Origin of the sequence: Nonomuraea sp. NPDC003709 (assembly GCF_040610775.1) — a bacterium.
Lineage (GTDB): Bacteria > Actinomycetota > Actinomycetes > Streptosporangiales > Streptosporangiaceae > Nonomuraea > Nonomuraea angiospora_A.
The window spans coordinates 1-23,930 of sequence record NZ_JBEXMW010000007.1; the positions used below are offsets into that span (position 1 = coordinate 1).

At 68.7% G+C, this 23,930-nt stretch carries 21 protein-coding genes and 2 tRNA genes; 10 read left to right on the top strand and 13 right to left on the bottom strand.

Translation table 11 applies throughout. From position 1 onward, the window contains the following. Positions 1 to 563: 563 nt before the first annotated feature. The gene (locus tag ABZX61_RS21830; RefSeq protein WP_355197084.1) at positions 564 to 962 is read left to right on the top strand and encodes a hypothetical protein; all 399 of its coding nucleotides are present in this window, start codon (positions 564 to 566) and stop codon (positions 960 to 962) included. A gap of 121 nt (positions 963 to 1,083) precedes the next feature. Continuing rightward, positions 1,084 to 1,257, top strand: coding sequence for a hypothetical protein (locus ABZX61_RS21835; protein WP_355197086.1), 174 nt, complete (start codon positions 1,084 to 1,086; stop codon positions 1,255 to 1,257). Here the strand turns inward: ABZX61_RS21835 and ABZX61_RS21840 are convergent. The 9 genes from ABZX61_RS21840 to ABZX61_RS21880 all read right to left on the bottom strand — a co-directional run bounded on the left by ABZX61_RS21840 (position 1,224) and on the right by ABZX61_RS21880 (position 11,107). After that, entirely contained in the window at positions 1,224 to 1,907 is a 684-nt protein-coding gene (locus ABZX61_RS21840) for a response regulator (RefSeq protein ID WP_355197088.1), read from the bottom strand. The two genes, ABZX61_RS21835 and ABZX61_RS21840, sit on opposite strands and share 34 nt — an antisense overlap. Beyond that, positions 1,904 to 4,399: a DUF4118 domain-containing protein gene (locus tag ABZX61_RS21845; RefSeq protein WP_355197090.1), complete on the bottom strand. Its 2,496-nt coding sequence runs from the start codon at positions 4,397 to 4,399 to the stop codon at positions 1,904 to 1,906. The genes ABZX61_RS21840 and ABZX61_RS21845 overlap by 4 nt, the downstream gene beginning before the upstream one ends. 9 nt (positions 4,400 to 4,408) lie before the next feature. Then, positions 4,409 to 4,867, bottom strand: coding sequence for a group II truncated hemoglobin (locus ABZX61_RS21850; protein ID WP_350725362.1), 459 nt, complete (start codon positions 4,865 to 4,867; stop codon positions 4,409 to 4,411). A 96-nt stretch (positions 4,868 to 4,963) separates the two neighbouring features. Next, positions 4,964 to 5,040 (bottom strand) — tRNA-Met (locus ABZX61_RS21855). Positions 5,041 to 5,251: 211 nt separating this feature from the next. Beyond that, positions 5,252 to 5,328, bottom strand: a tRNA-Met gene (locus tag ABZX61_RS21860). Between the two features lie 58 nt (positions 5,329 to 5,386). Next, positions 5,387 to 8,335 (bottom strand): UPF0182 family protein, encoded by a 2,949-nt coding sequence (locus tag ABZX61_RS21865; RefSeq protein ID WP_355197092.1) that lies wholly within the window; start codon positions 8,333 to 8,335, stop codon positions 5,387 to 5,389. 129 nt (positions 8,336 to 8,464) lie between these two features. Further along, positions 8,465 to 9,511, bottom strand: coding sequence for a PDZ domain-containing protein (locus ABZX61_RS21870; RefSeq protein ID WP_355197094.1), 1,047 nt, complete (start codon positions 9,509 to 9,511; stop codon positions 8,465 to 8,467). 10 nt (positions 9,512 to 9,521) lie between these two features. Continuing rightward, entirely contained in the window at positions 9,522 to 9,947 is a 426-nt protein-coding gene (locus ABZX61_RS21875; protein WP_350725367.1) for a molybdenum cofactor biosynthesis protein MoaE, read from the bottom strand. An 86-nt stretch (positions 9,948 to 10,033) separates the two neighbouring features. Then, complete coding sequence (locus ABZX61_RS21880; RefSeq protein ID WP_355197817.1) at positions 10,034 to 11,107, bottom strand: NAD-dependent epimerase/dehydratase family protein; 1,074 nt, start codon at positions 11,105 to 11,107, stop codon at positions 10,034 to 10,036. 130 nt (positions 11,108 to 11,237) lie between these two features. Here ABZX61_RS21880 and ABZX61_RS21885 point away from each other — a divergent pair, with 130 nt between their 5' ends. From ABZX61_RS21885 to ABZX61_RS21895, 3 genes are read left to right on the top strand one after another with little or no spacing between them, the layout of a single operon-like run. After that, on the top strand, positions 11,238 to 12,461 hold the full coding sequence (locus tag ABZX61_RS21885; RefSeq protein ID WP_355197819.1) for a zinc-dependent metalloprotease: 1,224 nt from the start codon (positions 11,238 to 11,240) through the stop codon (positions 12,459 to 12,461). After that, on the top strand, positions 12,458 to 13,018 hold the full coding sequence (locus tag ABZX61_RS21890) for an NUDIX domain-containing protein (RefSeq protein ID WP_355197097.1): 561 nt from the start codon (positions 12,458 to 12,460) through the stop codon (positions 13,016 to 13,018). The genes ABZX61_RS21885 and ABZX61_RS21890 overlap by 4 nt, the downstream gene beginning before the upstream one ends. Before the next feature lie 32 nt (positions 13,019 to 13,050). Next, complete coding sequence (locus tag ABZX61_RS21895; RefSeq protein WP_350725371.1) at positions 13,051 to 14,037, top strand: endonuclease/exonuclease/phosphatase family protein; 987 nt, start codon at positions 13,051 to 13,053, stop codon at positions 14,035 to 14,037. Here ABZX61_RS21895 and ABZX61_RS21900 read toward each other — a convergent pair. After that, positions 14,024 to 14,608 (bottom strand): hypothetical protein, encoded by a 585-nt coding sequence (locus tag ABZX61_RS21900; protein WP_355197099.1) that lies wholly within the window; start codon positions 14,606 to 14,608, stop codon positions 14,024 to 14,026. The two genes, ABZX61_RS21895 and ABZX61_RS21900, sit on opposite strands and share 14 nt — an antisense overlap. Next, complete coding sequence (locus ABZX61_RS21905) at positions 14,605 to 15,120, bottom strand: M48 family metallopeptidase (protein ID WP_350725375.1); 516 nt, start codon at positions 15,118 to 15,120, stop codon at positions 14,605 to 14,607. Before ABZX61_RS21905 ends, ABZX61_RS21900 begins: the two co-directional genes overlap by 4 nt. An 827-nt stretch (positions 15,121 to 15,947) precedes the next feature. On the opposite strand from ABZX61_RS21905, the gene ABZX61_RS21910 reads away from it, so the two are divergent. Continuing rightward, the gene (locus ABZX61_RS21910) at positions 15,948 to 17,483 is read left to right on the top strand and encodes a thiamine biosynthesis protein ThiF (protein WP_355197101.1); all 1,536 of its coding nucleotides are present in this window, start codon (positions 15,948 to 15,950) and stop codon (positions 17,481 to 17,483) included. A gap of 62 nt (positions 17,484 to 17,545) precedes the next feature. Next, positions 17,546 to 18,880 carry an AarF/ABC1/UbiB kinase family protein gene (locus ABZX61_RS21915; RefSeq protein ID WP_355197821.1) on the top strand — a complete coding sequence of 445 codons (1,335 nt, stop codon included), beginning with the start codon at positions 17,546 to 17,548 and terminating at the stop codon, positions 18,878 to 18,880. A gap of 755 nt (positions 18,881 to 19,635) precedes the next feature. On the opposite strand, the gene ABZX61_RS21920 is transcribed toward ABZX61_RS21915, so the two are convergent. Then, positions 19,636 to 20,355 carry an SDR family oxidoreductase gene (locus ABZX61_RS21920; protein WP_355197103.1) on the bottom strand — a complete coding sequence of 240 codons (720 nt, stop codon included), beginning with the start codon at positions 20,353 to 20,355 and terminating at the stop codon, positions 19,636 to 19,638. 227 nt (positions 20,356 to 20,582) lie between these two features. Between ABZX61_RS21920 and ABZX61_RS21925 the strand changes: the two genes are divergently transcribed. Beyond that, complete coding sequence (locus ABZX61_RS21925) at positions 20,583 to 20,966, top strand: DoxX family protein (RefSeq protein ID WP_355197105.1); 384 nt, start codon at positions 20,583 to 20,585, stop codon at positions 20,964 to 20,966. A 310-nt stretch (positions 20,967 to 21,276) separates the two neighbouring features. After that, positions 21,277 to 22,200, top strand: a complete 924-nt coding sequence (locus tag ABZX61_RS21930) for an RNA polymerase sigma-70 factor (RefSeq protein WP_355197107.1) — start codon at positions 21,277 to 21,279, stop codon at positions 22,198 to 22,200. Positions 22,201 to 22,295: 95 nt separating this feature from the next. Here ABZX61_RS21930 and ABZX61_RS21935 read toward each other — a convergent pair whose 3' ends face one another. Next, positions 22,296 to 22,925, bottom strand: a complete 630-nt coding sequence (locus ABZX61_RS21935) for a TetR/AcrR family transcriptional regulator (protein ID WP_355197109.1) — start codon at positions 22,923 to 22,925, stop codon at positions 22,296 to 22,298. A 78-nt stretch (positions 22,926 to 23,003) separates the two neighbouring features. On the opposite strand from ABZX61_RS21935, the gene ABZX61_RS21940 reads away from it, so the two are divergent. Next, complete coding sequence (locus ABZX61_RS21940) at positions 23,004 to 23,603, top strand: hypothetical protein (protein WP_350725386.1); 600 nt, start codon at positions 23,004 to 23,006, stop codon at positions 23,601 to 23,603. The last annotated feature ends 327 nt before the right edge of the window (positions 23,604 to 23,930 follow it).

Consider the following 23,930-nt stretch of genomic DNA (forward strand, 5'->3'; position numbering starts at 1 on the left):
AATCCAAGCAATTTCCGTCATAAATGACGGGGATATGCATGTGTATCTCATGCACTGGCTTTTAACACACTGTTGAGTTCTCAAGAAACGGACGCGTACTTCCTTGCTCAAAACCGTTCCGGTCTTTCGCTCGGAGGCGTTCATTTCGTTGTGTCTTTATTCTTTCAGCCGTTCAAGTCCCTGTCAAATTGACCCGACTTGCTCGACCTGCTGGAATTAAGACCCGCCCCGTTTCCGGGACAACCCCTCTAACTTACCAGGCCATCCGAACCGGTGCGAATCCACCGAAGGGCGACCCTCGAAGTAAGTGGGATTTGCCGGGCGTCTCCGGGAGTCTCTGTGGACTCCCTCGGCCGCCCTGCGCGAAGCAACTCTAGCAGCCCGACGCACCCACTTCGCGCCACTCAGGTAATCACGTGGTTGTTCCCTCACCACGCAACGCCCAAACCTCACCAAGGACACCCAGGTCGGCGCCCCAGCTGTCAAGCCGTCGGCAAGTCATCCGCAATCGCTGCCAGGTACGAAGTACCTACGAGCAGACTGCGCTCTCGGAGGTGCCCGCTATGACCCGCTCGGAGTTCGACGACATCCGTGCCTTCCTCGCCGACGAGGCGACCCATGCCGGAGACCTGCTGAGGATCGCAAGGACGCTGATCGACGACCTCGAACACGCCCGTATGCGCGAGGCCGTACTCCGCACCCACTACCTGCGTCTGCTCACGGCGGCGCGGGCGACGGTGGCGGCCGACATCGCGGACGCGCCCGACCCCATGGCGTTCCTCAAGCACGAGCTGTCCGAGCGCGGCCAGATGCCGGAGGACGGCGAGGCCGTGCAGCGCATCCTGGCGGACGCCCGTACGGCGGCCCTGCTGCTCGCCTGCCTGGAGGAGTCCGTCCCCCAGCGCCCGCGCGGAATGCGCCTGCGCCGGTGCATCGGCATGAGGCGGACCCTCCCGCATTAGCCGCTGACCCGATGAGCACTCGGCCCATACCCGGCCTTGGCTGACCGGCTGTAAGACTTCGCATATGTGGCAGCGCGGGTTGAACTGGGCGGCAGTCGCACTAGTCGGGATATTCGGCCTTATGTGGGTCGGCGTCGTGCTTTATGCCGATCAGAGCTCTTCCCTCTGGATGCGGGTCGTGCAGGTGGCCTTCGGGATCCTGCTCCTGGGCTGGGCCGTACAGCGAGCGGTCGTGATGCTCGTCGGGCCGTCAGCCCACTGCTACTCGGAGGAGGCCGACGGCTGGAACCGGTAGCCCATCCCCGACTCGGTCAGCAGGTGCACCGGACGGGCGGGATCCCGTTCGAGCTTGCGCCGGAGCTGGGCCATGTACTGGCGCAGGTAGTGCGTCTCCTTGAGGTAGGAGTCTCCCCAGACCTCCCGCAGCAGCTGGCGCTGGCTGATCAGCTTGCCCGGGTTACGCAGCAGGATCTCCAGGAAGTGCCACTCCGTAGGCGTCAGCCGTACCCCTCCCGAGATCGTCTTGCTGGAGAGGTCGATCACGTGATCGCCCAGCCGCACCGTGGCGGTCTCCTCCTCGTGCTGGCCCGTGCGGCGGGTCACCGCGCGGACGCGGGCGAGCAGCTCGTCGACGCTGAACGGCTTCGTCACGTAGTCGTCGGCGCCGGCGTCGAGCGCGTCCACCTTGTCGGTGCTGTCCGCGCGCCCGGAGAGGACGATGATCGGCACGGCGGTCCAGCCGCGCAGGCCCTCGATGACCTCCACGCCGTCCAGATCGGGCAGCCCGAGATCGAGGATGACCAGGTCGGGATGCCATTCAGCGGCCTGGCGCAGCGCCGAGCCGCCGTCGGCCGCGACGGCCACCTCGTACTGCCGGGCGGCCAGGTTGACGCGCAGCGCACGCAGGATCTGCGGCTCGTCGTCCACCACCAGCACGCGGGTCACGTGTGTCTCCGCAGCGAGACGGTCATGGTCAGTCCCCCTCCGGGCGTGTCCTCCAGCACGAGCGTGCCGCCCATCGCCTCGGTGAGGCCGCGCGAGAGCGCCAGGCCGAGCCCCACGCCCGTGTGGCTGCCGCGGTCGCCGAGCCGCTGGAACGGCATGAACACCCTTTCATGCGCTTCCGGCGGAATGCCGGGGCCCCGGTCGATGATGCGGATCTCCACGTTGTCACCGTGCCAGCTGGCGTTGACGACCACGGGCTCGCCGTCGGGGCTGTAGCGGACGGCGTTCGACATGACGTTGACGAGCACGCGCTCCAGCAGGGCGGGATCGGCCATGATTTCGGGGACGATGGGCGGGAGGTCGCTGCGGATCTGGTCGCGTAGCGGGCCAAGGTCGTCGATGGCGTGCGGCAGCACGTCCTCGATCGCCACGGGCTCCAGGTTCACGCCGAGGACGCCTGCCTGGAGGCGGCTCATGTCGAGGAGGTTCGCGACGAGCCGGTCCAGCTTGATCAGCGACTCGTCGGCGGTGGCCAGCAGCTCGCCGCGGTCCTCGTCCGACCAGGTCACGTCGGTGCTGCGCAGGCTCTCGACCGCAGCCTTGGCCGAGGCGAGCGGCGTACGCAGGTCGTGGCTGACGGCGGCCAGCAGAGCGGTGCGCATCCTGTCGGCCTCGGCCAGCGGCTCGGCCTGCTCGGCCGCCTCGCGCAGCCGCTGCTCGCGCAGGGCGACCGCCGCCTCCGCCGCGAACGCCTCCAGCACCCGCCGGTCGCTCGCGTCCAGCAGGCGCCCCCGGGCGGCGAGCACGAGCCGTTCGTCGATCACGACGTCGGTGTCGGCCGTACCCGGGCTCGTGCACGGCACGCCGCCCGAGGTCGCGACGATGTGCCAGTCGTCCGTACGCTCCAGCAGGGTCACCGAGCCGAACCCGAACGTCTCCCGCGTCCTGGCCAGCAGCGACGGCAGCGCCGCGTCGCCCCTCAGCACGTGGCCCGCCAGCGTGGACAGCACCTCGGCGTCCGCCCGCGAGCGCGCCGCTTCCCTGCTGCGCCTGGCCGCCAGGTCGACGACCGTGCTGACCATGACCGCCACCAGCACGAACGTGGTCAGCGCGAGCACGTTCTGCGGCTCGGCGATCGTCAACGTGTGCAGCGGCGGCGTGAAGAACCAGTTGAGCAGTCCGAACCCGAGCACCGCCGCCGTCAACGCCGGCCACATGCCGCCCACCAGGGCCACCCCGACGACCAGCAGCAGGAAGAGCGGGATCTCGCTGGGCAGCGACAGGCCCAGCGGCTGGAGCGCGACCGTGAGCAGCGGCGGCCCGAGCAGCGCCAGCCCCCAGCCGGACAGCCGCCGCCGGCGGGTCAGCACGGCGCTCGACCGCGCCCGCCCGCGGCCCGTCCTGGTCGCCTCGTGCGTCACCATGTGCACGTCGATCGGCCCGGACAGCGCCGTCGTCGTCACACCCACGCCGCGCGCGACGATCTGCGCGAGCCGTCCTCTTCGCGACGCGCCCAGCACGAGCTGGGTGGCGTTCACGCCACGGGCGAACTCCAGCAGCGCGTGCGGGATGTCGTCGCCGACCACCTGGTGGTAGGACCCGCCGAGGGCCTCGACGAGGGCCCGCTGGTGCACCAGGTTCGCGGGGTCGCCGCCGGAGGTCAGGCCGTCGGCGCTCGTGACGTGCACGGCCAGCAGATCGGCCCCCTTGCTCCTGGCCGCGATGCGCGCGGCCCGGCGGATGAGCGTGTCCCCTTCCGGGCCTCCGGTGAGGGCGACGACCACGCGCTCGCGAGCCTCCCAGGTGCCCGCTATGGCATGTTCGGCGCGATATTGGTCGAGTTGCTCGTCCACCTTGTCCGCCAGCCAGATCAGGGCGATCTCCCTCAAGGCGGTCAGGTTGCCGACGCGGAAGTAGTTGGCCAGCGCGGCGTCGACGCGATCGGGCGGGTAGACGTTCCCGTGTGCCATCCGCCGGCGCAGCGCCTCGGGCGCCATGTCGACGAGCTCGATCTGGTCGGCCCGCCGCACCACCTCGTCGGGTACGGTCTCCCGCTGCGACACGCCGGTGATCTGCTCGACCACGTCGTTCAGGGATTCGAGGTGCTGGATGTTGAGGGTGGAGACGACGTCGATGCCGGCATCGAGCACTGCGTCGATGTCCTGCCAGCGCTTGACGTTGTGGGAGCCGGGAACGTTCGTGTGGGCGAGCTCGTCGATCAGCGCCACGGTGGGGGCGCGGGCGATGACGGCATCGACGTCCAGCTCGGTGAACGTCGCGCCGCGGTAGGTCATCGTCCGCCTCGGCAGGACCTCGAGTCCGTCGAGCAGGCCGGCCGTCCTGGCGCGGCCGTGGGTCTCGACGAAGCCCACGACCACGTCCTTGCCACGTTCGCGGGCGCGGTGCGCCTCGCTCAGCATGTCGTACGTCTTGCCCACGCCGGGCGCCGCACCCAGGTGAACGCGCAGCCTCCCGCGGGACGTGCTCCCCATTCCTCCAGGTTACGGCTGGTACGGCGGCGCGACCCCCCAACCCCAGTGGGGCACGGGAGCTTCAAGCGGAGGCGTGGCGTCCGGCTGGGAGTTGTGCCTGGCCAGCCTGGTGCCCCATTCGACGTAGCCGGCGAACGCCGCCCTGAACTCGGGGTCGTCAGGCAGTCCCACTTCGTCGGCCGCGTCCATGAGGAGATTCACCCACCTGCGGCGCTGGGGCTCGGTGATGGCCTTGCCGAGGTGGTGGCGGAGCATGTTCGGGTAGCCGCCGCGCTCCTTGGTGTACCGATCGGGGCCGCCGAAGACCTCGCTGAGCCACATCGCCACATATTTGGGGTGATCGGGGTCCATGTGCGCGAACAGCGGGCCGATCAGGTCGTCCTTGACGACCGTGCGGTAGAACGCTTCGGTCAGCCGCTCGAACGCCTCAGTGCCGCCTGCCCAGTCGTACAGCGTGGGTTCACTCATGTAATGATGTAATCATTTGCGGGACAATGACGGCAAGGTCGGAAAACGACAAAGTCCCTGGTCTCCGGATCTCTCCGGTGACCAGGGACTCTGGCTTGGTAGCGGGGACAGGATTTGAACCTGCGACCTCTGGGTTATGAGCCCAGCGAGCTACCGAACTGCTCCACCCCGCGTCGGTGTCTCTGGATATAACTATACAGGGCCCGCGACAGTGCTTTGACCAACCCCGACCCCGAACCGCCCGCCGTCCCTTGAGGGAGGGCCGCGGACGGCCCACGCGCGACCGTCCCCGGGTGGCCCCGCTGACGGGGAACGCATCGCCGGACCCCCGTGGGGCCAATAGCAAAAGCCCGGACTCCGATTAAGGAGCCCGGGCTTCTGGGCTGGTAGCGGGGGCAGGATTTGAACCTGCGACCTCTGGGTTATGAGCCCAGCGAGCTACCGAACTGCTCCACCCCGCGTCGCGTTGTTGCTTTTAAAGACTAGTGGGCGACGAGGGGTGGGCGCAAACCGATTGGGCTAGGACGTGCCTGCCGCTTGCGATCCCGTAGGCGATGGCGAGACGGAAGGCGTGCTCGACGGCGCGCCCGACGGGGTCGCCGACGGGCTGGCGGATGGAGTGGCCGACGGGGTCGCCGAGGGCTTGGGCTGCTGGGCGTTGGCCCCTTCCAGCGCCTTCAGCGCCTCCTCCAGCCTCTTCTGCGCCTCGCCGTAGGCGTCCCAGTTGGGCGGACTGGACTGCAGGGCCTTCTGCGCGTCCTCGTACGCCTTCTTGGCATTGGCGATCGCCGAGTTGATCGCCGTGTTGGCCTGGTTGGGGACGTTCTGCTCGGTGGGCGTGTTCGGCTGCTGTTGCTGGCCGCCGAAGACCTCCGCGAGCGCCTTCTCCAGGTCAGGCCCGACGCCGATCTTGTTGCCGTACGACACCAGGACCCGCTGCAGGATCGGGTACGGCTCCTGGCCACCGCCCGCGGCCACCTGGACATACACCGGCTCGACGTAGAGCAGGCCGCCCGCGTACGGCAGCGTCAGCAGGTTGCCGTACCGGAGCGACGAGCTACCCACGCCCATCACGTTGAGCTGACCGGCGAGGCGGCTCTGGAAGGCGTTCTGCACCTGTCCGGGGCCCGGGATGGGAGTGTTGGACGGCATGCGCAGGATGCGCAGCCGGCCGTAGCCGGAGCCGGCTGACGAGTCGACCGCCATGAACGCCGACAGGTTGGCGCTCCCCTGCCGCGGCACGAACGTCGTCGTCAGCGAGAACGTCGGCGTGCCGCCCGGCATCGTGGTGGTCAGGTAGTAGGGCGGCTGCTTGATGTTCTTGTCGTTCTGCGTGGGGTCGCCCGGGACGTTCCAGAAGTCCTGGCCGTTGTAGAAGGCGGCCGGGTTGGTGATGTGGTAGCGCGACAGCGTGTAGCGCTGCACCTTGAACAGGTCTTCGGGGTAGCGGACGTGGTTGCGCAGGTCGGCGCTCATCTCCGAGGCCGGGCGGATGACCCCCGGGAACGCCTTGCTCCAGGTCTTGAGCAGCGGGTCGTTGGTGTCCCAGCCGTAGAGCGTGACCGTGCCGTCGTAGGCGTCGACCGTGGCCTTGACGGAGTTGCGGATGTAGTTGACCTTGTCGCTCGGCTGCTGGGCGATCACGCGGCGGTCGGTGGACGCGTCCCGCGTCATGTCGCCGAGGCTCTCGCTCTGCGAGTACGGGTAGTCGTTGGACGTGGTGTAGCCGTCGAGGATCCAGGTGATGCGCCCGTTGACGATCGCCGGGTAGGGGTTGCCGTCGAGCGTGAGGAAGGGCGCGACCTTCTGGACCCTGTCGCGCGGGTTACGCACGTACAGGATCTGGGAGTTGTCGTTGACGTCGCCCGACAGCAGGATGTTCGCCTCGCCGTACTTGGCGGCGTAGACGAGCCTGTTGAGGAACGAGCCGACGCGGACGCCGCCCTTGCCGTCGTAGATGTTGTCGGCCTGGCCCGTGCCGCCCGTCTGCGGGTAGTCGAGCTCCTTCGTCTTCGGGTTGCCGCCCGCGATGATGTACTCCTCGGCGGCCGGCTCCTCGCCGAAGTAGATGCGCGGCTGGCGCAGCCCGGTGGTGGTCGCCAGGGGGCCGGTGACCGGCATGTCCTTGGCGTCGTAGTTGGGCAGGCCGCCGCCGTCGACCTGGTTGCCCGGCGCGGCGACGAAGCCGTAGCCGTGCGTGTAGACCAGGGCCCGGTTGATCCAGTTGTTCTGGCCCTCGGGCGGACCGGTCATCTCGCGCACGCCGACGACATGGTCGACCAGCTTGCCGGTGCTGTCGGGATAGCGGTCGACGTCGAGCGTATCGCCGAAGTTGTAGAAACCGCGGATGCGCTGCGTCTGCTCGTACGTCGAGGACAGCAGCGCCGGGTCGAGCAGCCGGACACCGGAGACGGAGGCGTCGCCCCCCTTCTGGACCTTCGACGGGTCGGACTCGGCGTTGTAGTTTTCGACCTCGGTCTTGTCGATGTTGTACGCCTCGCGCGTGGCGTTGATGTTGCGCTGGATGTAGGCCGCTTCCTTGCCCTGCTGGTTGGGCTTGACCTGGAACTGCTCGACCAGCGCCGGGTAGACGCCGCCGATCAGGATGGCCGAGAGCACGAGCAGGCCGGCCGAGACGCCGGGGAGCATGCCGCCGGGCCGGAAGATCCCGGCGAAGAACAGGGCGGCGCAGATCAACGCGATGATCGCGAGGATGGTCTTGGCCGGCAGGACGGCGTTGACGTCGGTGTAGGACGCGCCGTGGACGAACCCGCGGTCGGAGAAGACCAGGCCGTAGCGGTCGACCCAGTAGGCGACGGCCTTCAGCAGGACGAAGACGCCGAGCAGCACCGAGAGGTGGACGCGGGCCGCCCTGGAGGCGTGCACGCCCGGGGACTGCAGCCGGAACCCGCCGTACAGGTAGTGCGTGATCGCCGCCAGCACGATCGAGATGATCACGGCGGTGAACAGGAAGTTCAGCACCATCCGGATGAACGGATAGTCGAACACGTAGAACGAGATGTCCAGCCCGAACAGCGTGTCCTGCTTGCCGAACGACTCGCCGTTGACGAACTTCAGCCACGTCTCCCACTGGCCGGCGAAGGAGGAGCCGGAGAAGAGGGCGAGCAGGCCCATGCCGACGATGAAGATCAGCTTGCGGTGGGGGTCGAGCGCCATGCGGTAGCGGTCGGCGCCGCTGCCCCCGCCGAACATCGCCGGCCCGAACATCGGCCGCGTCCGGAAGGCCAGCAGCATGTTGCCGCCCGCGATGCCGACCATCAGCAGCGCGCCGACCAGGAACAGCACGATCTCGGTCAGCAGGACACCGGTGAAGATCGACGTGTATCTGGCCGCGTCAAACCATAGATAGTCGGTATAAATACCGGAAAATAGGAAAAATAGCGCCACGATCGCCACCAGAGCGATCGCCACAGGCAGAAGCAGTCTCGGACGGCGGGGCAAGCGCATCGCCCTACCGGCTCCTGGGGTCCGGAAGCTCAAGGCCAACCCCTCGTCGTGATGAAGAAACGGTCCGTGTCTGGCAACTTACACCGCAGTGCCAGCCCTACGGCTAACGCACGGCGAGCTCCAGAAGTTTCATCCGGCCTCGCACGCGGGCACGTTTCCCTTGCCCGTGCGCAGCGCGTCGAGCGCGAGCACCGCGTCATGCAGCGTGTCGGCCCTGACCAGCCGGAGCCCGTCGGGCACGGCTTGCATGGCCTCGGCGCAGTTGTCGGCGGGCGTCAGGAAGACCGTCGCGCCGGAGTCTTTCGCGCCCACCATCTTCTGGGCGATACCGCCGATCGCGCCGACTTCTCCCGACGGCTGGATCGTGCCGGTGCCGGCGATCCGCTTGCCGCCGGTGATCTCACCGGGCGTCAGCTTGTCGACTATGCCGAGCGAGAACATCAGCCCCGCGCTCGGCCCGCCGACGTCGCCGACGTTGATGTCGACGTCGAACGGGAACTTGTACTTGGCCTGCATGACCACGCCCACGAGGGTCTGCCCCTTGGGCCCGGCCACGGTGGGCACGGTGACGTCGAGCTTCTGGCCTCCCCTGGTGACGGAGAAGGCCACGTTGTCGCCCGGCTTGTGTGCCTTGACCGCATCGCCCACGACGTCGACGTCCTTCGCGGGCTTGCCGTCCACGGAGTTGATCTCGTCGCCCTTCAGCAGCTTGCCGTCGGCAGGCCGGCCCTTTTCCGTGGAGACCACGGTCACGACCATGTTGAAGGGGATCTTGAGCTCACTGAGGGCGGCGGCCCTGGCGGAGTCCTGGGAGTTGGTCATCTCGACCGTGTTCTCCTCCTCGACCTCCTTGGGGTCGCGGTTGGGAGCGAAGATGGTCTCCTGCGGGACCACCGCCACGGTCGGGTCGATCCAGCCGCGCAAAGCCGTCAGCAGGTCGATCTGGGCGGCCGGGCCGCCTTGGTAGGCCACCGTGACCAGGCTCAGCGCGCCGCCGGTCGGGTAGGTCTCCCGCCCCTTGATCGAGATCACGGGCTTCTTGTCGACCTCGCCGATCGTGTTCTCGGTCGGGCCGGGGCTCAGCACGACGTACGGGACCGGACTGAACGCGCCCACCACGCCGAGCGCGAGCACAAGGAATCCCGCGAGCAGAAGGGTCAGGGCGCGTCGTGACATGTCGATGAGCTTATTCGCCGGCGCCGACCCATTCGGTCTCACCGTCGGCGAACACCTGGTGTTTCCAGATGGGGACGTTTGCCTTCAGGTCGTCGATCAGCCGTCTCGAAGCCTTGAACGCCTCGTCCCTGTGGGGTGCGGCCACCGCGACGATGACGGCCGCCTCTCCCAGCTCCAGGTCGCCCACGCGGTGGACGGCGGCCAGCGCCGTCACGGGGAAGTCGGCGGCCACCTTCTCGGCGACCTGCCGCAGCTCGGCCTCCGCCGAGGGGTGGGCCGAGTAGGAGAGCCCGGTCACCGGTTTTCCGTGGTCCTGCTCGCGCACGGTGCCCACGAAGAGGGCGGTGCCGCCGGCGGCGTGGTCGCCCACGGCGGCCAGCACTTCGTCGACGGAGAGCGCGGTATCACGAATGCCGAGCAACCGGATGACGTCCACGCAAAGAGCCTACCAACAAGAAATCCGCCCGCTGGACTCCCGAAACGCCGTCGTACCTGGTCAAGGCCGGGTTGACGGCGGATTTCTCAGCCGCGCCGCTTCTTGCGCACCTGGCGGACGATCGCGGCGGTGCCGATGACGGCCACGGTGGCGCCGGCCGCGGTGAGCGTGGCCTCCTTGACGGGCAGGCGCCGGCCGACCACGGTCGTCCTGTTCTCGCGCAGCTCCAGGAGCTCCTCGAACGCGGCCTCGTTCGTCCACGAGGGCTTCCAGCCCGCCTCGCGCAGCGCCGTGCAGTCGACGACCCACGGGTAGACGACGTAGTGCAGGTCGGTCGCCGGGGCCGGGGTGATGCCGAGCCGGTGGAGGCGCTGGGCCGTGCTGAACGTCAGCCCCGCGGGCAGCTCGAACCTGCGGATGCTCGACAGCTCCTCGACCTGCTCCTGCTCCATCCATCCGTCGGAGCCGACGGCGACCACGCCCGTGACGACACCGCGGGCGGCCAGGTCAAGTGCCGAGACCAGGTCGTCGATGTGGCAGAACTGCCAGCGCGGGTTGCAGCCCTTGACCGTCAGGAGCCTGGGCGACTCGAAGTGACGGGTGATGACGGTGTCCACTCCCGGGCCGACGACCGCGGCCGGGCGCAGCACGGTGACCTCCAGGCCGGGGTGGCTGCGCAGCGACCGGCGTACCAGGGACTCGATCTCCAGGTAGTCGCCCACGACGCCGGTGTCGGGCTCGGCCGCCACGGGGGCGTCTTCGGGCAGGGGCACCTCGTTGTCGGGCGCGGCGCCGTACACCATGGCGCTCGTGACCAGCACGACACGCCGCACGCGCGCCGCCGCGCTGGCGGTCAGCACCGTCTGGGCGGCCCGCAGGTTGTACGCGCGCCGCTCGGACGGGTCGGAGTCGACGGCGTAGTCACCGGCCAGATGGACCAGGACGTCGATGTCGGAGATCCGGTTCGCCAAGAGCGGATCCCGTACGTCGATCACTCTCCACGTGGCTTCCCCGACATCACCGCGCTCCTCGTCAATGGCCACCACCCTGCGGAAATCCGCGGAGGATACGAGCCTCGCGAGCAGCTCTCGGCCTATGCCGGAGGCCGCTCCGGTGACGGCTACTACGGGCTGGCTCGGGCGTTTCGAGGTAGGCACCAGGTCCTCACTTTGCACTGATCCGCCGTAGGACGACTAACGTGGCGGATGTGGACTCCTCCATCCTGCACGAGGTAGAGCGGTGACTGACCTGCCAGGTCGCGAAAACGACCCTAACGAGAACCCGTTCGCCATGTTCGGCAACCCTGAGCAGATGGCTCAGGCGATGCGCCAGTTCGCCGACATGCTGTCGGCGCCTCAGGGCTCAGGCCCTGTCAACTGGGACATGGCGAAGAACATCGCCCGGCACGCCGTGGTCGCCCAAGGCGATCCGAGCGTCATGGAAGGCGAGCGCCGTCAGATCGTCGACGCGCTGAGCCTGGCCGACCTGTGGCTGAACGAGGCGACGACGCTGCCGAGCGGCGTGTCCAACCCGCGAGCCTGGAGCCGGTCCGAGTGGATCGAGAACACCATCCCGGTCTGGCGCAAGCTCTGCGAGCCGATCGCGGAGCGCATGGTCGAGACCATGGGCGGCGCGCTCGGCGGATCCGGGCTGCCTCCCGAGGCCCAGCAGATGGCCGGCCCGCTGCTCGGCATGCTCAAGCAGATGGGCGGCATGATGGTCGGCCAGCAGATCGGGCAGGCGATCAGTTCGCTGGCCCGCGAGGTGGTCGGCACCACCGACATCGGCCTGCCGCTGTCCGACACGGCCGCGCTGCTGCCCGGGGGCATCGCCTCGTTCAGCGAGGGCCTGGAGATCCCGGCCGACGAGATCCGGCTCTACCTGGCGCTGCGCGAGGCCGCGCACCACCGGCTGTTCCAGCACGTTCCGTGGCTGCGCTCCCACCTGCTGGGCGCGGTCGAGGAATACGCCAAGGGCATCACGGTCGACACCTCGGCGCTCGAGGAGCAGATCCGCGGTCTCGACATCAACAATCCTCAGGCGATCCAGGAGGCGCTGAGCGGGGGCAACCTGCTCAAGCCCGAGGAGACCGAGCGGCAGAAGGCCGCTCTGGCGCGGCTGGAGACGATGCTCGCCCTGGTCGAGGGGTGGGTGGCCACCGTGGTCGACCAGGCCGCCGAGGGCAAGCTGCCCTCCGCCGTGGCGCTGGCGGAGACCGTACGCCGGCGGCGCGCGACCGGTGGGCCCGCGGAGCTGACGTTCGGCACGCTGGTAGGGCTGGAGCTGCGGCCCCGGCGCCTGCGTGAGGCGGCGGCGCTGTGGCGCGCGCTGGAGAGCGAGCGCGGGCTCGAGGGGCGCGACGCGCTGTGGGGCCACCCCGATCTCATGCCGACGGCCGACGACCTCGATGATCCCGACGCGTTCGTACGAGGCGAGGCGGCCTGGGACATCTCCCAGCTGGAGGCGAAGCCGGACGACGAAGGTGACAAGGGCGACAAGGGCGACGAGAGTTGAGCCTGCACGGCGACGCGGTGGCGGTGCTGTCCGCGTGGAACGCGCCCACGCCCGAGGAAGAGTCGTTGCGCCTGGAGTTCCTGGAGCATTTGCGTGCGCATGACGATGCGATGCTGCGGGAATGCGTACCGGGACATCTGACGGCCACCACGGCGGTGCTGTCGCACGACGGCACGCAGGTGCTGCTCACGCTGCATCCGAAGGCCAAGAAGTGGCTGCCCATGGGTGGCCACTGCGAGATTTCCGACATGTCGCTCGTGGACGTTGCTCTGCGGGAAGCATGGGAGGAGTCGGGAATTTCCGGGCTTGAGCTGCTGCCCGGGCCGCTCGCGGTCGACAGGCACGAGGTGTGGTGCCATCCCCCGTACAGCTGGCATCTCGACGTCGAGTACGCGGCCGTGGCCCCGCCCGGCGCCGAGGCCGTGATCAGCGACGAGTCGCTCGACCTGCGCTGGTTCCCCGTGGACGCGATCCCCGAGCTGTCCGACGAGGCGACGCGGCGGCTGGCCGCACGTGGACAGGCGGCTCTTAGCTCGGGCTCACGCGCGTTTGGCTAGAGTCTTTTGCGTCGTTCCAAATAGGGGGCTGCGTGGAGACTTCTGCCGTCGGCGGCACGATCGTGACACCCGGGCGCAAGCGCCGGAAGTTCCCCGCGACTACTTTGACCTGGCTGGCCGTGACCCCGTTCGCGGCGTGGGCCGTGGTGCGGGTGGCCGGTCTGGAGCGGGGGTCGCTGCCCACGCAGATCATGACCGCCACCCCGTACGCCGCGGCTGGCTCGCTGGTCCCGCTCCTGATCGCCGCGGTCGGGCGTAAGCGGGCGGCGACCGCCGTCGCGCTGCTGGCCACGACCGCACTCGGCTTCAGCGTGCTGCCCAGGGCTCTGGGCAGGGCGGAGGCCACCACGGGCAGGCCGCTGAAGGTCATGACGATCAACATGCTGTTCGGCCGGGCCGACACTGCGACGATCATGAAGCTGGTACACGAGTTCCAGCCCGACGTGCTGAGCACGCAGGAGCTCACCCCCGGGGCGGTCACCGACCTCGACGAGGCCGGGCTCAAGGAGCTGATGCCGTACCGCGTGCTGCAGGACGAGTGGAGCGCCGGCGGGAGCGGGCTCTACTCCAGGCATCCGGTGGAGCCGCTGTGGAACCTGATGCCGCCGGTCGGGCACCAGATGCCCGCCGCGCTGATCTCGCTGCCGGGCGGGAAGCCGATCGAGTTCATCGACGCGCATCCGTTCCCGCCGCTCGGGCCCCAGGTCATCGAGTGGAACGAGGCCATGGCGGCCTTTCCCTCCACTTCCCCCGACCGGATCCGGATCATCGCGGGTGACTTCAACGCCTCCCTCGACCACGCCGCCCTGCGCGGGCTGCTGGCTCGCGGCTACAAGGACGCGGCCGACACCGTGGGGGCCGGGCTGATACCGACGTGGCCGGCGAACAAGCGGGTGCCGCCGATCATCACGATCGACCACGTACTGGTGGACGAGCGGGTGGGGGTGAAGGAGGTCAGCGTGCGCGACGTGCCGAAGACCGACCACCGGGCGGTGCTGGCCGAGCTCACCGTGCCCTGATCAGCGCCCTGGTGCTTTCCCAGCCTTCCAGGCCGGGGTCGAGGCGTTCGACGTCTTCGGGGGTGCGCAGGCGGTGCCAGCCCGGGGTGGTGGCGACCTTACGGGAGCCCGGGGCCTGGGCGCGCAGGGTGGCCACGATCCGCTCGTCGTCGAGGTCGGGGTCCGCCCAGGTGGGCGGGGGGAGCGCGCAGGCCATGGCCACGGCGCCGCCGTTCTCCGCCGGGCAGATGGTGATCTCGGCCCTGCCGAGCTCCCTGAACAGCTTGCCGACGAGGAGGGGCGGCAGGTCAGGCGCATCCGCGCTGATCACAGCGACCTGGTCGGCCTTGAGGCGCTGAAGGATGATTTTTAGCGGGTCGTCGTCTTTTATCGTGATTACTTCGGTGCCCGGCCAGACGATCTCCTCCAGCTCGGGAACGCTGGTGATCAGGACCGGGGTGACGAGCTCCAGCCCCGCGACCATCTCGTAGGTGTCCTCCGCGACCGCTTCGAGGAAGCGTGCGGGATCCACGCCCGGGGGCGCCGCCTGTGCCATGCGCTGTCGTACCAGGACCGCGGCGATGCGCGTCAACACTCCTCCGGTGCCGTCTGGGCCGCGGCCGAGAATCCCTCCAGAAACCCGCGCGCGCGTTCTGCCTTGGGATACTGTTCTACCAGCGCCCAGAACTTGGCACCGTGGCTGGGCACCAGCAGATGCACCAGCTCGTGGATGATCACGTAGTTGATGACCCATTCGGGCAGGCCCTTGAGCCTGGTCGAGATCCTGATCGTGCCGTTCTCAGGGGTGCACGAGCCCCATCGGTGCTGCTGGTTGTCGACCCAGCGCACGCTCGCCGGCTCCGCCATGCCGTTGAGGAATTTCGCCGACAGTTCTCTGGCTCGTTCGAGCAGCGCCTCGTCGGTGGGCCTTCGTCGGCGTTCCTTCGCGGCCAGCCGATCCAGCATCCGGCTCACCCATTCATCTGCGTCTTCGCCACTCAGCCAGGCGGGCAGGAGCACGATCGTCTTGTCGCCGTCGCGGTAGGCGGAGACCGTACGCCGGCGACGAGAACTGCGACGAACCTCGACTGTCTCGGGGGGCACATATGCACGGTAGCCGACCCTGGCGAAATTCCACAGAGGGTGGACGTTGTTTCTGCTGGTCAGATGATTAAGAGCCGGTGAATTTGGGCATGCGGCGTTTCCCGATGGGCGTCGAGCGCCTGATCATGCGGGCGGAGGCCGTGGTCACGGGCCAGACGGAAGATTCCCACCTCAGCACGGCTTCCAAGCCTTGATGGTCTTGGTTCTGGGGTAGTTTGCGGGGTCTTGTGGTGATGGGAGCGTTCTAAATGATCTTCATTCCGGCCCCTCGAGCTTCCGACATTCGGTCATTTTTCGGGAAAGCTTGATTTACCAGACCTTTATCTAGCGATCCCCCTCAGCCGCCCTCCTTGGCCGCGTCACGCCCCTGCGTTTGGAACCCCGAGGCCACCCTTTCGTGCCCCAAGGGCCCCTCCCACACCTCAGCCACCCACACCACACCATCCGGCAGCCACCGTCCGAGACCACGTTCCGACCCCCAAAGGCCACTCCCTCACCCCAACCACCCCCACCACACCACCCGACAGCCACCGCCCGACGCCACATTCCAACCCCCAAAGGCCACTCCCTCACCCCAACCACCCCCACCACACCACCCGACAGCCACCGCCCGAGACCACGTTCCGACCCCCTCCACACGGCTCACCCGCAACCGCCCCAGCCCTCCCTGGCCAACCGGAGGCGGGCCTTGCCCCTCATCAACCGGATATGCCGCCCATCGGTGCTCTGACCTGCTTGCTTCCACAGGCGCCTTCACGACCCGTAGTTATCCACAGCCATCACCGAACCCCCTCGGGATCTTGCTCCGGCATGGAACCCTTCCCGCCATGAGGCCACGTGTGAAGCCCGCCCTCCGGCGCATCATCCGCGACAAGCACACACTCCAGTACGGCGCGCACCCTCTCCGGGCCGTCATGCTGAGCGGCCTGACCGAGGCCGTCCGTCGATGGATAGAGGGCCTCGACGGCACCCGCGACCTGGAGTGCGTCCTGAGCGACGCGGCCGCCGCCGGCCTGGACGAGATCCGCGCCCGATCCCTGCTGGATCAGCTCGCCGCCCAAGGCGCTCTCCACGACGCCGCCACCAGCCCCGCGCCGATCGCCGACCTCTCCCTGGCCGAACGGGACCGCCTGCGACCGGAGCTCGACGCCCTCGACCTCGCTTCGACCGCCCCCGACGGCGCGATCGGCCTCATCGCCCGCCGCCGCGAGCGGCGGGTGCGCGTCTATGGGGCGGGCCGGGTGGGCGCCCAGGTGGCCGCCCTGCTCGCCGCCTCCGGAGTCGGCACCATCCGGATCCTCGACCCGGCCACGGCACGCCCGTGCGACATCACACCGGGCGGCCTGACGTGGGCGGAGGTGGGCCTCCCCCGTGAGGTCGGCGCCGCGATGGTCGCCCGGCGACTCACTTCAGGCGGCCACACCCCCACGGCGCGGCGCAGTCCGGCCGCCTCCACCGACACCGCACCTCCCGCCCCTTTCCACACCGCCACACCTCAGCCCACTGCCACCACCCCATCCCAACCCACCGTCGACACCGCCACGGCCCAGCCCATCGCCACCACCGGCACTGTCCCACCCCAGACCATCGCCACCACCGGCACCGCCACGGCCAAACCCATCGCCACCACCGGCACCACCGGCACCAACCCAGGCAAGCCCATCGCCATCGCCAGCCCCAGTTCCACCCGCTCAAGCGACAACCCCCGCGCCACCGCAAACGGCCCCCGCGCCGAAGGAGCCCCGACCGCCCAGCCCCAACGCCCGCAAGCCGGGAAAGGTCCTCGCACCACCCGAGCTACGCAAGGCACCCGCATCCCCCAAACCGAGGAAGACGAGAGCGGGCCCCGGCCGTCCGTCAATGCGATGGCGGGAGGCCCCTATCTCGGGGATCAGTCGGACCGCCCCGACCTCGTCATACTCACACCCGTCGCCCCTCTCGACGGGGTGCTGGTCAACGAGTTGACCTTGCTCGGGATCCCGCACCTCCTGGCCTCGGCCTTCGAAGGGCACGGGACCGTGGGCCCGCTGGTCATCCCGGGGAAGACGGCGTGCCTGCACTGCCTGGACCTGACGCGGCGGGATCGCGACCCGATGTGGCCGATCGTCACCGCCCGGTTGGGCGGATATCCGCCGGGCGAGATCGCCTGCGACGTCACCCTGGCTGCGCTGGTCGCGGCGGCGGTGGCGGGCCATGCGCTCGCCTACCTTGATGGCAGAGAGTCGGCTGTGACCAACGGCACAATGGACGTAACACCTGATTGGCGCTGGAAAAGACGGTCGTGGACCATACATCCGCAATGTCGTTGTATGCGAAACAATCCATATTCGCTAAGAATGGTCATGTCTCCTAACCGCGACTGACGTGCTCAGAGGATGACCATGAAGGGGGGAAGCGGTATCTCGTCGAGGTTCCGCGCATGAGGGTGAGCGATCTTCCGCGCCGTGCTGTCACGCGTTCCGCCAAGCTGGCCGCCCTTCCACTCGGTTTCGCCGGCCGCGCCGCTCTCGGGCTGGGCAAGCGGCTCGGTGGCAAGTCTGCGGAGATCGTGGCTCAGGAGGTTCAGCAGCGTACGGCCGAGCAGATCTTCAAGGTGCTCGGCGAGCTCAAGGGCGGCGCGATGAAGCTCGGGCAGGCGCTGTCCATCTTCGAGGCGGCGCTGCCGCAGGAGATCGTCGGTCCCTATCGAGCCACGCTGACCAAGCTTCAGGACGCCGCTCCCCCGCTGCCCGTGTCCACCGTCCACAAGGTGCTCACCGAGCAGTTGGGTGACGACTGGCGAGAAAACTTCCTGTCGTTCGACGACCAACCGACGGCCGCGGCGTCCATCGGCCAGGTGCACAGGGCCGTGTGGCACGACGGCAGGGAGGTGGCCGTCAAGATCCAGTATCCGGGGGCGGGCAAGGCCCTGCTCGGCGACTTCGCGCAGCTGGCGCGGCTGGGCAAACTGTTCGGCGTGCTGCTGCCCGGCCTCGACGTGAAGGCCGTGCTGGCGGAGCTGCGCGAACGGGTCGCGGAGGAGCTCGACTATCTCCGGGAGGCCGAGGCCCAGCACGCCTTCGCGCTGGAGTTCAACGATGATCCCGACTTCCACGTCCCCGATGTGGTCGCGGCCAACGAGCTGGTGCTGGTCAGTGAGTGGATGGACGGCACCCCGCTGTCCCGCGTCATCACCGAGGGCACCAAGGAGCAGCGCGACCGGGCGGGATTACTCTTCGTACGCTTCCTCTTCTGCTCCCCCGCGCGGGTCGGGATGCTCCACGCCGACCCGCACCCGGGCAACTTCCGCATGCTGGCCAACGGCAAGCTCGGAGTCCTCGACTTCGGCGCGGTCAATCGCCTGCCCGGGGGCTACCCCAAGGCGTTCGGGCGGCTGACGCGGATCTTCAACGAGGGCGACATGGAGACCGTCACGGCGGGCCTGCGCCGGGAAGGCTTCATCCGCAGCGACATAGAGATCGATCCGGACGCGCTGCGGGCCTTTCTCGCGCCGTACGTGGAGCCCACGGCGGTGGAGGAGTTCACGTTCAGCCGGGAGTGGCTGCAGGCCCAGGCCGCGAGCGTGACGGATCTGCGGCCCACCAACGTGGTCCGCCAGCTCAACCTGCCTGTCTCGTACGTGCTCATCCACCGGGTCCACGCGGCGGGCATCGGCGTCCTGTGCCAGCTGGGCACCACGGCGCGCTTCCGCGACGAGGTGATCCGCTGGGTTCCCGGCTTCGCTGACGACCCCAACGACGAGGCCCTGGCCATCGGTTGATCGTCCCGGCCGTTGGGGCTGATCCGGCGGCTTGTTGGCGGGCCGCAGGGATTTTACTGAACATCAGGTTAACTTCCGACTCCGCTGTGTAATGATACGAGTGCAAGCCGTTACCAACGCGAAAGGATCCACATGCGCCGATCCGCGCGCCTGCTCACCACCTCCGCGGACCCACTCGCTCCCCCACCCCCCATGGCGCGGGTAGCACGAACGCGGTCAGGCCGGCATGAGCTCGCGCACGGTTCGGCGTCATGGTGCCTGAAGTGAGTGCGGCGCCCCGATGTCCGTGACCGATCCGGCTTCCGGAACTGCCCGTCCGGGTCCGTGACCTCCGGCCGGCTCGGTCCACAAGGCCCGTGCATGTGCCCGTGGCATGCTCGGTGATCCCACCGGCGCTGATGGTCAGCACACCCCCTCCAGGGTGCTGAGCCGGCGCCGGTGGGTGAGCAACACGGCACATCCCCCGGCAGTGTCGAACCGACGCCGAGAGCCGAGCACCAGGACACATCTTCCGGCAGCGTCGAACTGAGGCCAGGAGCCACGCACCAGGACACGCCTTCCGGCAGCGCCGAGCCGAGGCCAGGAGCCGAGCACCAAGGCACGTCCCCGTCTTTCGGTGCCGACATAAGGATCAGTGGACGGCCAGCAGCGGGGCACATCGGCCGACGATGCCGGACCCGTGCCGACGCTCACCACACAGCCGTTACCCGAGCCCTGGCCAGTCACCACGCGACCGGTGCCCGAGGCCCGGTCAGTCACCAGGCAACGGGGCCAAGGCGGTCGATGAAGGTGCCGGTTGGCCCGTCGGCGTCGATCATCGCGAGCTTGACGATCGGGTCGGTGCCCTCGGTGACCGTCAGCTGGCCGGTGTGATGGTTCATGTCGGTGGCGGCGAACTTGCGGTTGGCGACTTCTCCGGGAGTGACCAGGTTGAATTTGATCTCTGGGAGCGCCTGGGCGTACCGGACGGTGATCATGTTCAGTGCTGCCTTCGACGAGCTGTAGGCGAGCTCGTGCATCTTCGAGGCGGGCTGCTCCGGATCGGTCACGACCGCGAAGGCACCGATGGCGCTGGACACCATCACCACCCGCGGATTGTCCGCCGCCTGCAGCAGGGGAAGGAACGCGTGCGTGACCCTGATCGGTCCGTACACGTTGGTGTCGTAGACGGAGTGAATCTCGTCAGCCGTCGCGTCCGCAGGCGCGACGACGCTTCCCGGCGCGCCGGCGTTGTTGATCAGCACATCCAGTCGGTCGGTGTGCTCGCGAACGAGCCGTACCGCGTCCTTCACCGACTCGTCCGAGGTCACGTCCAGGGGGACCATGACCACGTTCGCGCCGCCGTCGGTCAGCTTGGCGGCGGCCGCCCGCCCTCGCTCTTCGTCGCGCGAGCCGAGGAAGATCGTCCAGCCCTGCTCCCCGAGCCGCCTGGCCGCCTCAAAACCGAGCCCCTTGTTGGCGCCGGTGATCAGCACTGTGGTCTGTTCCGAGTTCGTCATGCCCTCTGAGACGAGACACCCTGCTGAGCTGTGACACGGTGTGAGCGTCCTCACGATCGGGAGCCCTTTGCGGGCTGGTAGCGGGTATCAGCGTGCCGGCGGGGTGAGGACGTTCCCGAGATGGCCGTAAGCACGCGATGTCACTGGCGGGGGTTGCTGTCTCGTCTAGGGGGTGCAGGCAATTCTCTGTCAAGGAGTGGACGATGAACCTCGCGTTGTGGATCGCTGCCGGGCTGCTGGCCGTGGTGGCGGTGAGCGGCGGGATCAGCAAGACGTTCGTGCCCAGGGAGAAGCTGGCTGTGCTCCGTGGTGGGGGATGGACCGCGGACGCCAGTGCCGGCTTCGTCAGGACCCTGGGGGTCCTTGAGCTCCTGGCCGCGGTGGGCTTGATCGTGCCCGCCGTGCTCGGCATCGCGCCGGTTCTGGTGGCGGTGACCGCGGTGTGCTGGATCCTGCTGATGGTCGGCGCGGTGATCACCCACGGCCGACGTGGGGAAGCCGCGTTCGTGGTGCTGAATCTGATCTATCTCGCGGTTGCGGCGTTCGTCGCGTGGGGCCGCTTCGGTCCTGGGGCCTTCACCGGCTGACAGGCGACGACGCACAGTTTCCGATCTTCTGACCCCGGTCCGCAGAGGGGCCGGTGGTCGTTCACGGAGGGAGATGATCATGCGAGTGTTCGTGGCAGGCGGGAGCGGAGCTGCCCCATCTGGCGGAGCGCGCGGGAGCGAAGTGGCCGAAGTGGGTGCCCGTATGGCCGACCCGGCTGCTGGGCGGGCAGGTGGTGGTGACGATGATGGGCGAGGGGCGCGGCTTGTCCGACGGCTAGGCCAAACGGGAGCTCGGCCATCGGCAGTTGCGCTGCCCCTCGTGGCGGCAGGGTTTCAAGGAGGAGTTGGCATGAGCAGGGCCGAGGAATTTCAGGAGCTGCGGCCGCTGTTGTTCTCGCTCGCCTACCGGATTCTGGGCAGCGTGAGCGAGGCCGAGGACGCGGTTCAGGAGACCTGGCTGCGCTTCGAGGCCACCCCGACCGAGCCCAGGTCGACCAAGGCGTTCCTGTCGGCCACGGTGACCCGGATCTCCATCGACGTGCTGCGCTCGGCCCGCGTCCGGCGGGAGGAGTACGTCGGGCCGTGGCTTCCCGAGCCGCTGCTCGCCGACCCGTACCAGGACCCGGAACGGTCGGCGGAGCTGGCCGACTCGTTGTCGATGGCGGCCTTGCTGCTGCTGGAGCGGCTGTCCCCGCTTGAGCGGGCGGTCTTCGTGCTGCGGGAGGTGTTCGACTTCGGCTTTCCCGAGGTCGCGTCGGCCGTGGGGCGCTCGGAGGCGGCGTGCCGCCAGCTCGCGGTACGGGCGCGGCGCCATATGGCCGCAGGCCGGCCCCGCTTCGAGGCGGACCGCAAAGAGCGGGACGAGCTCGCGTCGCGGTTCTTCGACGCCCTCCGCGAAGGCGACGTCGTCGGCCTGCAGAACCTGCTGGCTGCCGACGTGTCGATGGTCGGCGACGGCGGCGGAAAGGCCCCGCAGCTGGCCAGGGCCGTCATCGGCGCCCAGAACGTGGCCCGGCTGCTCGCCTCCGCCTTCCCTCGGATGGCTCTGATCGGCGTGACGGGCGAGCCTCACGAGGTCAACGGCCAGCCGGGGGCGATCTTCCGCGACCGGGACGGCAAGGTGCTCCACACCCTGACACTCGACGTACTCGACGGGCAGATCCAGACGATCCGCGCGGTGATCAACCCCGACAAGCTCGGGCACCTGGGCACGGTGGCGGACGCCTGGGCAGTCGACCGGGAAGTAAGACAGGCACGCCGGCCCACGGAATAGCCGCGACTACCGACTGCACGTCAGCCCGCTGTGGATTTCTTGGCTGTGGCGGTCTGAGTCTTGACCGGCCGGTTGGAGTCGGTGCCGGGGGTTGTTCAGGTGAGGCCCGCGAGGAGGGCGTGGACGCCTTCGGTGAGTACGCGCTCGCCTTCCTCGCGCGAGTTCAGGAACCAGCCCGGTAGCGGGCTGCGGAGTGAGCAGGTCAGCTCGATGCTGACGATGCCGTGGATCGTGGTCCACACCAGGTATGCCGCACGTATCGGGTCGTTCGACTGGATGAGCCCGGCCTGGGCCGCGGCCGAGGTGGCTTGGGTGAGGAGGTCGAAGGTGAGCTTGAGGGCGTCGTTCCGGCGCTGGGGTGACGGGTCGAAGTCGGGAAGCGGGCGCTCGAACATCAGCGCATAGAGAGCGGGATCCCCCAGCGCGAACTCCCGGTAGCCGCGTGCCACCGCCATGATCCGGGCCAGCGGGTCGGCGTGGCCGTTCAGTGACGAGGTCATGGCGTCGTGGAGGAGGCTGAAGCCGTACTCGTAGATCGCTTCCAAGAGGCCGGAGCGGCTGCCGAAGCAGGTGTAGATGCCCATGGTGGAGGTGCCCGCGACGTCCGCGACACGGCGGAGGGTGAGGTGGAGGGCGCCCTGTTCGCGGAGAACACGCATGGCCGCGTCGAGCAGGCCCTGGCGCAGCGCGCCGAGTTCTTTCGGGGTGCTTACGTCTCTCGGCACGCTCTCACCATATCCGGCGATAACGCGCATCATAACGATCGTTATCGCTTGATATCACCGAGAGAAAGGGCTCCAGAGATGGGTGTCTACCGGGTCACGGCGGCGGCCGGGTTCGTGTGCGCCGTCCTGCTCGTGGTGAACTCGGCCCGGCGCGCCGGGCTGCTGCCTGAGACGGCCTTCACGCACGCCATCGCGCCGTTCGGGGCGCTGACGGGTCTCCTCGCGATCACCGGCATCTACCTGATCGTTCGGGGTACGGCAGGCGGTCTCGGACTCATCGGGTACGTGCTCAACTCGGCCGGGCTGGCCGGGGCGTTCGCCATCGAGTACATCCTGCACTTCGTCTTCCCCTACCTCGGCGGGGGCACGGTCAGCGAACTGCTGGCGGGGAGCACGGGGCGGGCATTCCTCGTCACGTCGGCCGTGCTGTTGGCGGGGGTGCTGACCTTCAGCGTGGCGGCGATCAGGAGCGGGGCCATGCCTGCGGTCGGGGTGGTGCTCTATGCGGTGGGGATGGTTCCGGGGTCGTTGCGGAACGTGGTGCCGGTGCCGGTGTACCTGGCCGGGCTCGTGGTGGCGGCGATCGGGGTCGCCTGGATGGCGGCCCGGCTGTGGCGGGCGGAGGAGGAGTTCGTCGCGCATCCGTCACGGACGACGGGTGTCCGGCCGACGGCCTGAGCGATCACCGGTGGCGGCTCCGGGGATGCGACGCCCGAAGGCGACGGCGTCCGACGGGCCCCGCACTGCGGGCGCGGCCTGCGGGGTCCAGGGTGCGGGGGTCCGGGGTCCGGGGTCCGGGGTCCGGGTCCAGGGTCCAGGGTCTAGGGTCCGGGGTCCAGGGTCCAGGGTCTAGGGCCCGGGGTGCGGGGCCCACAGTGCGGGGCCCGGGGCCTGGGCGGCGAGGTTCGGGGGCGTAGCTATACGCGGAGAGCCGGGCGCTTCGGGCGCCCGGCTCTCTGAAAAGGGATCTGCGGGGAGATCCTGCGCCGGCGGCAGGATCTCCCC